11 protein-coding genes are annotated in these 12,107 nt (G+C 70.2%); 2 read left to right on the top strand and 9 right to left on the bottom strand.

Translation table 11 applies throughout. From position 1 onward, the window contains the following. The first annotated feature begins 16 nt into the window (after positions 1–16). Positions 17–1,432, top strand: coding sequence for an FAD-binding oxidoreductase (locus OG194_RS02605; RefSeq protein WP_327399162.1), 1,416 nt, complete (start codon positions 17–19; stop codon positions 1,430–1,432). Positions 1,433–1,457: 25 nt separating this feature from the next. Here the strand turns inward: OG194_RS02605 and OG194_RS02600 are convergent, their stop codons facing one another. Then, on the bottom strand, positions 1,458–2,165 hold the full coding sequence (locus tag OG194_RS02600) for an NPP1 family protein (protein WP_327406960.1): 708 nt from the start codon (positions 2,163–2,165) through the stop codon (positions 1,458–1,460). Positions 2,166–2,522: 357 nt separating this feature from the next. On the opposite strand from OG194_RS02600, the gene OG194_RS02595 reads away from it, so the two are divergent. Continuing rightward, positions 2,523–3,482: a LysR family transcriptional regulator gene (locus tag OG194_RS02595; protein ID WP_327399161.1), complete on the top strand. Its 960-nt coding sequence runs from the start codon at positions 2,523–2,525 to the stop codon at positions 3,480–3,482. Here OG194_RS02595 and OG194_RS02590 read toward each other — a convergent pair. The 8 genes from OG194_RS02590 to OG194_RS02555 all read right to left on the bottom strand — a co-directional run bounded on the left by OG194_RS02590 (position 3,457) and on the right by OG194_RS02555 (position 12,071). Continuing rightward, a complete protein-coding gene (locus OG194_RS02590; protein ID WP_327399160.1) occupies positions 3,457–4,761 on the bottom strand; it encodes a vWA domain-containing protein in 1,305 nt (434 codons plus the stop codon). The two genes, OG194_RS02595 and OG194_RS02590, sit on opposite strands and share 26 nt — an antisense overlap. Further along, positions 4,758–5,399 carry an SRPBCC family protein gene (locus OG194_RS02585; protein WP_327399159.1) on the bottom strand — a complete coding sequence of 214 codons (642 nt, stop codon included), beginning with the start codon at positions 5,397–5,399 and terminating at the stop codon, positions 4,758–4,760. The genes OG194_RS02590 and OG194_RS02585 overlap by 4 nt, the downstream gene beginning before the upstream one ends. Next, entirely contained in the window at positions 5,396–6,289 is an 894-nt protein-coding gene (locus tag OG194_RS02580) for an AAA family ATPase (RefSeq protein WP_327399158.1), read from the bottom strand. The genes OG194_RS02585 and OG194_RS02580 overlap by 4 nt, the downstream gene beginning before the upstream one ends. Then, on the bottom strand, positions 6,286–7,167 hold the full coding sequence (locus OG194_RS02575) for an XdhC family protein (RefSeq protein WP_327399157.1): 882 nt from the start codon (positions 7,165–7,167) through the stop codon (positions 6,286–6,288). The genes OG194_RS02580 and OG194_RS02575 overlap by 4 nt, the downstream gene beginning before the upstream one ends. Before the next feature lie 11 nt (positions 7,168–7,178). Then, complete coding sequence (locus OG194_RS02570; protein WP_327399156.1) at positions 7,179–9,575, bottom strand: aerobic carbon-monoxide dehydrogenase large subunit; 2,397 nt, start codon at positions 9,573–9,575, stop codon at positions 7,179–7,181. Continuing rightward, on the bottom strand, positions 9,572–10,081 hold the full coding sequence (locus tag OG194_RS02565) for a (2Fe-2S)-binding protein (RefSeq protein WP_327399155.1): 510 nt from the start codon (positions 10,079–10,081) through the stop codon (positions 9,572–9,574). The genes OG194_RS02570 and OG194_RS02565 overlap by 4 nt, the downstream gene beginning before the upstream one ends. A gap of 2 nt (positions 10,082–10,083) precedes the next feature. Continuing rightward, positions 10,084–10,965 (bottom strand): FAD binding domain-containing protein, encoded by an 882-nt coding sequence (locus tag OG194_RS02560; protein WP_327399154.1) that lies wholly within the window; start codon positions 10,963–10,965, stop codon positions 10,084–10,086. Between the two features lie 110 nt (positions 10,966–11,075). After that, on the bottom strand, positions 11,076–12,071 hold the full coding sequence (locus tag OG194_RS02555) for a Dyp-type peroxidase (RefSeq protein WP_442811777.1): 996 nt from the start codon (positions 12,069–12,071) through the stop codon (positions 11,076–11,078). Between the last annotated feature and the right edge of the window lie 36 nt (positions 12,072–12,107).

The raw sequence follows: 12,107 nt of genomic DNA, 5'->3' as shown, positions 1-12,107 counted from the left end.
CGAAACGGGGGACCGCATGTCCAGCACGCTCGCACAGACCGCTCGCCGTGAACTGACCGACTTCACGGGGGAGTTGATCGGCCCGGACGACGCCGGCTATCCGGAGGCCCGCGCCGTCTACAACGCGATGATCGACAAACGGCCCGCCCTCATCGCCCGTTGCGCCGACGCGGACGCGGTGGCCCGCGTGGTCGGCTTCGCCCGTGGACACGAACTGCCCCTCGCGGTACGGGGAGGCGGGCACCACGGGGCCGGACTCGGCACCGTCGACGGGGGAGTGGTCGCCGACCTCTCGCTCCTGAAGGACATCCAGGTGGACCCCGAGGCGCGCACCGTACGGGTCGGTGGCGGTTGTGTGTGGGGCGAGGTGGACCGGGCCACCAACGCGCACGGGCTCGCCACCCCGAGCGGGATCATCTCCACCACCGGCGTGGGCGGTCTCGCCACCGGCGGCGGGCTCGGCCACCTCACCCGCAAGTGCGGGCTGACCATCGACAACCTGCTGGAGGCCGACCTCGTGCTGGCCGACGGCAGCCGGGTACGGGCGAGTTCGGACGAGAACACCGACCTGTTCTGGGCGGTCCGGGGCGGTGGTGGCAACTTCGGGGTCGTCACCTCGTTCCTGTTCCGGCTGCACGAGGTGAGCACGGTCGTCGCCGGACCCACCTTCTGGCCGGTCGAGATCAGCGCCGAAGTCCTCACCGCCTACCGGGACTTCCTGCCGAACGCGCCCCGCGAGCTGAACGCGTTCTTCCTGCACGGCAGCGTTCCGCCCGCCCCGCCGTTCCCCGAGGAGATACAACTGCGCAAGACGGCCGGCGTCGTGTGGTGCTACACCGGCGGCGACACCGAGGCCGCCGCACGCGCGATGGCGCCCCTGCTCGACGCGCTGCCCGCACCGCTCCTGCACGCGGCCGGACCGATGCAACACCCGGACATGCAGGGCATGTTCGACGGGCTCTACCCGCCCGGCGACCAGTGGTACTGGCGCGCGGACTTCGTCAACGACATCCCCGACGACGCGGTGGAACTCCACGCCAAGTTCGGGGCGGAGGTACCCACCCCGCAGTCGACGATGCACCTCTACCCGATCGACGGCGCCGCTCACGACGTCGGCAACGACGAGACCCCGTGGGCGTACCGCGACGCGCGCTGGGCGTCCGTCTTCGCCGGCGTCGACCGGGACCCCGCCAACGCCGACCCCATCAAGAGGTGGGCCATCGACTACCAGGAAGCCCTGCACCCGTACTCGGCGGGCGGCGCCTACGTGAACATGATGATGGACGAGGGACAGGAACGTGTCCGGGCCAGCTACCGCGGCAACTACGAGCGCCTGGCCCGCATCAAGGCCGACCGCGACCCGGACAACGTCTTCCGCCTCAACCAGAACATCCACCCGGCCCCGAAACCGCGCTACGAGACCCGCCCGTAAGACCAGTTCCGAGGCCGGGCCGGCATCACGCGTTCGGGTCGAACGAGATGCCGGACGGCTCCGCGATGGACAGCGCGTAGTTGAAGTCGCTGTCCCTGATCTTCAGCGTGGCCGAGCCGAAGTCCGCGGCGAGGAGCTTGTCCTTGAGGCCGGCCGGGTAGCCGTTCCAGCCCACCAGACGCGGGTAGAACCAGTTGCCGGTGGCGTTCTCCGCGGGCTCGTCGTTGGTGTTGGCGAAGCGGAAGTCGTGCGAGCCGATGCCGTCCTTGTGGTAGACGATCTTGGGGTGTGTGCCGTCGAAGCGCACCCCCGAGGCCGCCGACACCTGGTACGCGGAGTGCTGCGACACCGACACGTACTGGACCGTGTTGTCCTTGATCCACACCACGACGTGCTCCCAGTCGTGGGTGTGACCGATCGCCGCCGGACCCAGGGTGACCTGGTCCTTCTCGAAGTAGCTGGCGTACATCACCGCGCACCAGTCGTTGTTGCACTTGGTCCGCGAGTACGTGTTTGCGTTGTTCAGCTGGGCCATGTCGTGGCAGTGCCCGTTGACGTCACCGCCGAGCTTCAGCCCGGGGTTGATGGTGCCGTCCAGGCCGATGGCGGCCGTGGCGTAGCAGCCGTCGCCGTCGTAGTCGTAGGCCGGGGAGAAGGTCTGCTCCTGGCCGTCCGCGTTCTGCGGAAGCAACGTGAGTACGTTGGCCTGGGCGGCCGTCGCCTGACCGACCACGAGGGCCAGCGCACCGAGGACGGTGACGACGGCGGAGCGGCGAAGGCGCCGGCTGCGGGGCTTCGCGGCTCTTGCGGGGTTTGTGGTGGGGGGTGTCGAATGAGGCACGCCAACTCCAGGTTCTTGGCTGTGGGGGCGCTACTGGCTGCGCCAGGTCCAGACCTTCGCAGGCCGGTGTGTGCACGTCAACACCCTTGCGGTGTACGGGCTTTGGCAGATCGCTGAACTTTCCCACCTGTGCTTTTGCTGTGCCCCCGCGGCTCTCGGCGCGACCATGGCTCTCGGCGAACAAGTGCGCTAATTTGAAATCCAGGGCACAGGTGAATGGGCACCCGTGGCGAGTGCGGGAGGTTCTGGTTGACCCCGGCGCAACTACGGGCCTTCGCGGCGACCGTACGCCTTGGCTCCGTGAAGGCCGCCGCGGCCGATCTCGCCGTCACCGAGTCCGCCGTCTCCATCCACATCGCGCATCTGCGCAGGGAACTCGGCGACAAGCTCTTCGCCCGCACGGCCAACGGGCTCGCGTTCACCCCGGGCGGGCTGCGGCTGGCCAGCCGTGCCGCCGAGATGCTGGGGCTACAGGACCGGACGATCCTCGAAGTGAAACAGGCCGGCTCCGGCCGACGACTGCTGCGCGTCGCCGCGTCGAGCCTGTTCGCCGAACATGCCGCTCCGGGCCTGATCGAGCTGTTCGCGGGGCGCGCCGACGACCTCGACGTCGAACTGAGCGTGCACGGCCCGCAGAAGTTCGCCTCCCTGCTGCTGACCCGCGCCGTGGACGTCGCCATCGGACCCCGCCCCGCCACCCTCGACGACGCCGCGACCTGCACGCACTTCCTCAACTACCAGGTGATCGCCGTCGTAGGACCGGACCATCCGCTCGCGGCCGCGGCGAATGCCGGAGTGGCCGAACTGCGGGGCCAGACCTGGCTGTTGGGTCCCTCGGCGGTCGGGCGGACGGGCATGGTGCCGTCGGTCCTGCGCCGCCTGGGCATCCCCGAACACAACCAGCGGATCTTTCAGAGCCACGCCGCCGCCGTCGACGAGGCCAAGCGGGGTAAGGGGGTGGCCCTGGCCGTCGCCTTCGCGGTGACGAAGGACCTCGCCGAAGGTGATCTCCGTCAACTCGCCGGTCCTCAGCTCCCCGCGCGCGGCTCCTGGAACCTGCTCACCCTGCCCGACCGCGAAGTGGCGTCCGCTGCGGCGGAGTTGCGGCGGTTTGTCACCACGCCGCGGGCTACGCAGGCGATGTTGCGTGGGGCGGGGGTTACGGCGGGGCGGTTTCGGCCGGCTATTCATGTGACCTTGTGGAGTTGAGGGTTCCGTTGCGTCTGTAGTTGTTTTTCTGCCGGCCGGTGGGGGCTGGTCGCGCAGTTCCCCGCGCCCCTTCAGGGCGCCCACCTAGCCGTGCGATTTCGCCCGGCACCCGTAGCAGTGCGCCGAAACTGTCGGCCGGTAGTAGTAGGTCGATGTTCGGCAGGGCCGCCGTCATCGTCGTCGTGCGGGGGGCGTAACCGGGGGCGGCCGCACGGGGGTTGAGCCAGATCACCGTGTGGGCGCGGCGGCGTAGTCGGGCCATGGTGGTGGCGAGGCGGTGTGGTGGGTCGCCGTCCCAGCCGTCCGAGGCGATCAGTACGACCGCGCCGCGCAGGGTGCCGCCGTGGTGCGAGGTCAGGAGTGTGCTCAGGCAGTGGGCGATGCGGGTGCCGCCGAACCGGTCGGCGACCCGTTCCGTCGCCTCGTCGAACGCCTCCTGGGCCGAGTGGTGCGCGAGCACCGTGGTGAGCCGGGTCAGGGAGGTGGCGAACGCGAAGACCTCGGCGTGTGTCGTCAGCGTGAGGGCCCGCATCAGATGCAGACAGGCCACCGCCTGCGCCTGCATCGACCGGCTCACGTCGCACAGCACCACGACCCGGCGCGGCCGGTCCACCGGACCGGCCCTGACCAGCCGTACCGGTTCCCAACCGGTCCGCCGGGCCCGGGCCATGGTCTCCCGGATCGCCACCCGGTGGCCGCTCGCCCGCACGGCGTAGCGCCGGGTGCGGCGTACGGGCCACTCCCGCAGCCGTGCCTCCAGCAGGCGGCCGAGCAACTCGGCCTGCCCCGCGTCCAGTTCACTGAACGGCGTGTCCACTGCGGCCGCCAGCTCGCTGGGCAGGCGCTCCGGCATCGTCAGGGCGCGGTCCGCACGGTGTTCGGCGCCGTCGACGGCGGGCGGCAGGGTGACCCACGGCAGCCCGGAACCGCCGACGGGGTCACCGTCGCGAGTGTCGGCGCCCGCAGAGTCCTGGCCGCCGGCACCCGCACCGCGCCCGTTGCGGCGCGCGTTCGGGTCGAGGGCGAGTACGGACTGACCGAAGATCGTGTCGAAGACCCGGTCGAAGAGCGCGAGTTCGGGGTGGTCGCGTACGAGGGTGACGCGAGCCGTCCAGTACAACGAGGTGCGCGTCCTGGGCGGGGCGGCCGCGAGCGCGTCCACGAAGTCCCGGGTGCCGGTCAGACCCACCGGCACGCCGTGTTCCCTGAGCCGCGCGGCCAGCGCGGTCGCGAACGCGGCCCGGTCGACGGCGGGCAGCAACGGACCACTCGGTGTCATCGGACCAGCAGATAGACCACCACGGCGATGACGACGACCACACCGATGGCGGGGAGCAGCCGCTTGTACACGGACGCGCCGGCCACCTGCATCAGGTCCAGCGGCACGCTCGGCGCCGCCGGCTGCGACACGGGTGCCGTCGGCGCTGTCTCCGGTTCCGTCGGGATTGCCTCTGGTTCGGCCTCGGCTTCTTGCGTCGCCAGCAACTGTGTCTCCACGTTCGCCACGAACTGCGCGAACAGTTTCTCCGAGATCTCCTTGATCATGCCGCTGCCGAACTGGGCCAGCCTGCCGCTGATGTTGAGGTCCGTCACGACCGTCACGACCGTGCCCGCGCCCTCGCCGCGCAGCCGGGCGTCGACCGTCGCCGACGCGTTGCCGCCCCCGCGCATGTCCTTGCCGGCCGCGCTGATCACGGCGTGGTGGGCGCTCTCGTCCCGTTCCAGGAAGCGCGCCGTACCCGCGAACTGGCTGACCATGGGCCCGACTTTGACCCTGACCTTGCCCCGGTGGATGTCGCCGTCGACGCCGGTGAGTTCGGCACCGGGCATGCACGGGGCGAGGGCCTCCAGATCGGTGAGCGCCTGCCACGCCCGCTCGACCGGCACACCGACGCTGAACTCGTTGTCGATCTTCATGGTGTCCTCGCTTCTTCGGGGTAGCCGAGTGCGTCGAGGGCGCCGACGACGGCGGTGCGGTCGTCGGGGCTCTTGGCGACGGTGCTGAGCGTGCGGACGATGTCGTCGCGGGCCAGTCGCGCGACCCGCAGTGCCGCCAGGGCGGAGACCCAGTCGATGGCCTCCGCCATGCCGGGCGCCTTGTCGAGGTCCAACTCGCGCACCCGGCCGATGAATTCGGTCGTGGACGCGATCAGCGGCTCGTTCGCGGCCGGTACCGTACGGCGCAGGATCTCCGCCGTGCGTTCGGGCGTCGGGAAGTCGATCCAGTGGTAGAGGCAGCGTCTGCGCAGCGCGTCGTGGAGTTCTCGGCTGCGGTTGGAGGTGAGCACCACGACGGGCGGGCGTACGGCGGTGAAGGTGCCCAACTCCGGGATGCTGATGGCGGATTCGCCCAGGAACTCGAAGAGCAGCGCCTCGAACTCGTCGTCGGCCCGGTCGATCTCGTCGATCAACAGCACGGGCGGCAGTGGGCCTTGATGACGTACCGCACGCAGCAGGGGCCGGTCGAGGAGGAAGTCCTCGGTGAACAGGTCGGCGTCGGACAGCTCCCGTCCGTGCGTCTCGGTGAGCCGGACGGCGAGGAGTTGGCGCTGGTAGTTCCACTCGTACAGCGCCTCGCCCGCCGTCAGTCCCTCGTAGCACTGGAGCCGGATCAGCGGAGTGTCCAGCGCCTTGGCGAGTGCCTTCGCGGCACTGGTCTTGCCCACGCCGGGCTCGCCCTCCAGCAGCAGCGGCCGGTCGAGCAACGTGGCCAGGAGGAGGGCGGTCGCCGTGCCGTCGTCGACGAGGTGGCCGACCTCGTCGAGCCGCCGCCGTACGTCATCGGCGTCCGTGAAGAGTTCGCTCACCCGGTGGCCCGCCCACCCGGGGACCAGCGGTCCCGGCAGCCCGGACCGCAGAACCAGAACTCGCCCTCCCCGGTGGTGAGATGGGGTGTGTCGGGGCCCACGGTCACGGTCATGCCGCACACCGGGTCCACGGCCTGGGCAGGGTGCTCGGGCACGGGTGTCTTCGACGCGTGTACGACCCGCACCACGTCCGCCAGGATCGACAGCGCGATCTCCGGTGGCGTACGGGCGCCGATGTCCAGCCCGGCCGGAGCATGCACGCGGGACCGTTCCAACTCGGTCAGGCCGAGTTCGTCGAGGAGGGCGGCGGCACGGCGGTGGCTGGCGACCAGCGCGATGTGCCCGACGCCCGCGTCGAGGGCGGCGCGCAGGGACTCCGCGTCGCCGCGCCCCTGCCCTGCCACGATCACCGCCGACGTGTGGGCGGTGGGCGGGAGTTCGGGCAGGGAGCGTGCCGTGGCGTAGCCGAGCAGGGCGGCGAACGCGACGCAGGCCTCCGCGACCGGCGTGGTTCCGACGACCTCGATCAGTGGCGGCGGCAGCACCGGCTCCAGGAAGATCTCCAACGCGCCTCCGGACAGGCAGGGGTTGACCACGACCCGCGCCCCCGGCGTCTCGGGGAACTCGGCGTCCCCCTGCGGCAGGACGCGCAGCAGCAGCGGTCCGCCGTCGTGCAGGGCGCCGAGCGCGGCCGTACGCACGGAACCCTCGGCGCACTGGCCGCCGACGAAGCCGTCGATGGTGCCGTCGCCGTGCACGATGGCCTCGTCGCCGGGGTGTGCCGAGGCGGGCGCCTGGGCCCGCACCACGCGCGCGTGGACGAACGGCACGCGCCGCTCGGTGAGTTCGAGGGCGCGGGCACTCAACTTGCCGGTCATCACAGCCACCTTCAGATCGGCGGAGTCGGTCGGCCCTGCATCGCCTCCCACACCCGCGAGGGCGTGAGCGGCATGTCCGCGTGCCGGATGCCGTACGGCTTGAGCGCGTCGACCACCGCGTTGACGATGGCGGGCGGCGAGCCGACCGTCGCGGACTCCCCGACACCCTTGGCACCGATGGGGTGGTGCGGGGAGGGCGTGACGGTGAACCCGGTCTCCCAGTCGGGGACTTCGAGCGCGGTCGGGATCAGATAGTCCATCAGCGAGCCGCTGAGGCAGTTGCCGTCCTCGTCGAAGGAGATCATCTCCATCAGCGCCATGCCGACGCCGTCGGTGAGCCCGCCGTGCACCTGCCCCTCGATGATCATCGGGTTGATACGGGTGCCGCAGTCGTCGACCGCGACGAACCGGCGGACGGTCACCTTGGCCGTGCCCGGGTCGATGTCGACGACGCAGATGTAGGCGCCGTGCGGATAGGTGAGGTTCTCCGGGTTGTAGCAGATCTGCGCCTCCAACCCGCCCTCCACACCCTCGGGCAGATCGCCCGCGCCGTGCGCCCGCATCGCGATGGCCTGGATGGTGACCGAGGCCTCGGGGTCGCCCGCGACGTGGAAGGAGCCCTTCTCCCACTCCAGGTCGGCGACCGACACCTCCAGCATCGACGAGGCGATCAGGCGTGCTTTGTCCCGCACCTTGCGGGCGACCAGTGCCGCCGCCGCGCCCGAGACGGGCGTGGACCGGCTGCCGTAGGTGCCCAGGCCGAACGGTGTCTGGTCGGTGTCGCCGTGCACCACGTCGATGTCCTGCGGCGGGATGCCGAGTTCCTCGGCGACGATCTGCGCGAACGTCGTCTCGTGCCCCTGCCCCTGCGACTGAACCGACAGCCGTACGACCGCCTTTCCGGTCGGATGCACCCGCAGTTCGCAGCCGTCGGCCATGCCGAGGCCGAGGATGTCCATGTCCTTGCGGGGACCCGCGCCGACCGCCTCGGTGAAGAACGAGACGCCGATGCCCATGAGTTCACCGCGGGCCCGCTTCTCAGCCTGCTCGACGCGCAGGGCGTCGTAGCCGGCGAGTTCCTTCGCCAGTTCCATGGTGGGCGCGTAGTTGCCGGAGTCGTAGACCCAGCCCGTCTTGGTGCGGAAGGGGAACTGTTCGGGCCTGATGAAGTTCTTCATCCTCAACTCGATCGGATCCATGGCGAGTTCGTAGGCGAGGCAGTCGACGATCCGCTCGATCAGGTACACGGCCTCGGTGATGCGGAACGAGCAGGCGTACGCGACCCCGCCCGGCGCCTTGTTGGTGTAGACGGCGGTCATCTTGCAGTGGGCGGCCTCGATGTCGTAGCTGCCGGTGAAGACGCCGAAGAATCCGGCCGGGTACTTCACGGGAGCGGCTGTTCCGTTGAACGCGCCGTGGTCGGCGAGGACTTGGGTGCGGACGGCGAGGATCCTGCCGTCGCGGGTGGCCGCGATCTCGCCGCGCATCACGTAGTCGCGGGCGAAGCCGGTGCTGATGAGGTTCTCCGCGCGGTCCTCCATCCACTTCACCGGCTTGCCGATGAGGAGTGAGCCGACGATCGCGCACACGTAACCGGGGTAGATCGGCACCTTGTTGCCGAAGCCGCCGCCGATGTCGGGGGAGACGACCCGGATCTTGTGCTCCGGCAGCCCGGCGACGATCGCGTAGAGGGTGCGGTGGGCGTGCGGGGCCTGGGTGGTGGACCACAGGGTGAGCCTGCCGTCGACCTGGTCGTAGTCCGCGACCGCGCCGCACGTCTCCATCGGGGCCGGGTGCACGCGCGGGTAGACGATGTCCTCGGTGACCACGACGTCCGCGCGGGCGAAGACGGCCTCGGTCTCGGCCTCGTCGCCGGTCTCCCAGTCGAAGCAGTGGTTGTCGGCCTTGCCCTCCAGGTCGTCGCGGATGACGGGCGCGTCGGGGGAGAGGGCGGTACGGACGTCGATCACCGGGTCCAGCGGCTCGTACTCGACGTCGATCAACTCCAGCGCGTCCCGGGCCGCGTAGCGGTCCTCGGCCACGACGAAGGCGACCTCCTGGCCCTGGAAGCGGACCTTGTCGGTGGCCAGGACCGCCTGCACGTCGTTCGAGAGGGTCGGCATCCACGCCAGGCCCTTCTCGGCGAGCATCGCGCCGGTGACGACCAGCCGGACCTTGGGGTGGGCCTCGGCGAGGGTGGTGTCGACGGAGAGGACGCGGGCGTGCGCGAACGGCGAGCGGAGGATGGCCAGATGGAGCATGCCGGGCAGGTCGAGGTCGTCGACGTAGCGGCCCTTGCCGCGGACGAAGCGCGGGTCCTCCTTGCGGAGCATCCGGCCGTGGCCGCAGGGCTTCTTGTCGTTGTCGACGAAGGCGGTGCGGTGGCCGTTCTCGGAGACGGCGGTCATGACGCGCTCCCTGAGGTGGCCTGTGCGTCAAGGGAAGTTCGGGTCCCCGCCTCCTCGGCCGCCGCCCACCGGACGGAGCGGACAATGGTGGCATAGCCGGTGCAGCGGCAGATCTGCCCGGAGATCGCCTCCCGGATCTCCGTGTCGGAGGGGTCGGGGTTGCGGTCCAGCAGCGCACGCGCCGTCATCATCATGCCGGGGGTGCAGAAGCCGCACTGGAGGCCGTGGCACTCGACGAACCCGCGCTGCACCGGGTCGAGTTCACCGTTCTGTTCGAGTCCCTCGACCGTGCGCACCTCGTGTCCGCCCGCCATCGCGGCAAGGACGGTGCAGGACTTGACCGGTTCGCCGTCCAACCACACCACGCACGTACCGCAGTTGCTGGTGTCGCACCCCCAGTGGGTGCCGGTCAACCGGAGGTGGTCGCGCAGGAAGTGGACCAGCAGCAGCCGCCCCTCTATCTCCCGGGTGACCTCATCGCCATTGACGACCATGCTGACCTGCATGATCACACCTCCTGTCCGTCGATGCGGGCCACGGCCCGGCGCAGCACGCGCACGGTCAACTCCCGTGCCAGATGCCGTTTGTACTCGGCGCTGCCGCGTCGGTCGGTCACCGGAGAGCTAGCCTCGGCGGCGATGTCCCCGGCCTGTCCGAACAGTTCCTCGGTCGGGCGATGGCCGCGCAGGGCGTCGGCGATGCCGGGGATGCCCGCCGTGTTCGGTCCTACGGCGGCAAGTCCCACCCGGGCGTCGGCGATCAGTCCGTCGCCGTCCAGCCACACCGCGGCACCTGCCGATACCACCGCCCAGTCACCGGCCCGGCGTTCGACCTTCTCGTAGGCGCTGGACCCGTTCGGGCGGACCGGGAAGCGGACCTCGGTGAGGATCTCCGCGTCGCCCACGGCGGTCTCGTACGGTCCCCGGTGGAAGTCCTCCATGGACACCACCCGTTCGCCGTCCCTGCCCTGGATCACGCAACTCGCGTCGAGCGTGGTGCAGACCGCGGAGAGGTCCTCGGAGGGGTCGGCCTGGCACAGGGAGCCGCCGAGCGTGCCCCGGTTGCGCACCACGGGGTCGGCGATGACGCGTTCGGCGTCGCGGAACACCGGGAAGGCGGCGGCGAGTTCGTCCGACTCCAGCAGCTCGCGGTGGCGGGTCATCGCGCCGATGCGGATCAGCCCGGGTTCGACGCGGACGTAACCCAGCTCGTCGTGCAGGTCGTTGATGTCGATCAGGTACTCGAAGTTGGCCAGCCGCAACTTCATCATCGGGATCAGACTGTGCCCGCCGGCCACCAGCCGTGCCGTGTCGCCCAGGCGGTCGAGCAGCGCGACCGCCTCACCGACGCTGCCGACCCGCTGGTACTCGAACGGAGCGGGAACCTGCATACCGCAATCCCCCTGTCCTGCACGGCGGTTGGCCGGTCGGCCGGGCGCCGCGTCCGGGCCTCATTGGGCGCCCGGCGGACAGGGGTGTCAACGGCTGGTTAACCGTTCACTTAAGTTGCTTGCCCCGGGGCAGCGGGCAGGTCGTCGAGGAAGTCCGCCGAGGGGACGTAGAAAAGGTTTCCGGTGATGGCCGTGGAGAAGTCCAGGATGCGGTCGTGGGACGCGGAGTCGGTGCCCAGGAACATGTTGCGCAGCATCTGCTCGGTGACCGAGGGCGTGCGGGCGTAGCCGATGAAGTAGGTGCCGAACTCGCCCTGAGCCGCGCTGCCGAACGGCATGTTGTCGCGCAGGATCTTCCGTTCCGTGCCGTCCGGGCCGGTGATGACGTTCAGCGCGATGTGCGAGTCGGCCGGCTTGACGTCGTCGTCCATCTCCATGTTGGTCAACTTGCTGCGCCCGATGGCCCGTTCCTGCTGCTCCACCGGCAGCGCGTTCCAGGACGCCATGTCGTGGACGTACTTCTGCACGATCACATAGCTGCCGCCCGCGAACTCCGGGTCCTCGCCGCCGATCACCACCGCCTCGCGGGCCGCCCGCCCGACCGGGTTCTCGGTGCCGTCGACGAAGCCCAGCAGATCGCGCACGTCGAAGTACTGGAACCCGGACACCTCGTCGGCCACGGCGACCGCACCGCTCAGCCGCCCCATGATCTCGGCGGCCAACTCGAAGCACAGGTCGGCCCGTACGGCCTTGATGTGGAAGAGCAGGTCGCCCGGGGTGGAGACGGCCGTGTGGCGGTCGCCGACGAGTTCGCGGAACGGATGCAGCTCGGCGGGGCGCGGACCGGCGAACAGCCGGTCCCACACCTGTGACCCGATGCCGGTCACACAGCTGAGCCGCCCGTCCGGCGCGCGGAACCCGATGGACCGGATCAACCCGCCCAGATCTTTGAGGAGTTGGCGCACCGTCTCCTCGCCGCCCGGCTCCACGGTGACGACGAGGAAGGTCGCGCTGGGCGTCAGTGACTCCAGCACCGCCTGCGTCGTCGGGACGATTCCCTCGTCGCTGCTGCCGTCCGTGCGCTCGACCGAGCCGTCCACTGTCATGTACGTCATGCCTCCGCGGTGTCCTGGGAGGTGCCG

Source organism: Streptomyces sp. NBC_01288, assembly GCF_035982055.1.
Taxonomy (GTDB): Bacteria; Actinomycetota; Actinomycetes; order Streptomycetales; family Streptomycetaceae; genus Streptomyces.
The sequence above is the reverse complement of the archived record's forward strand: the minus strand, read 5'-3'. Positions and strand labels throughout refer to the sequence as shown.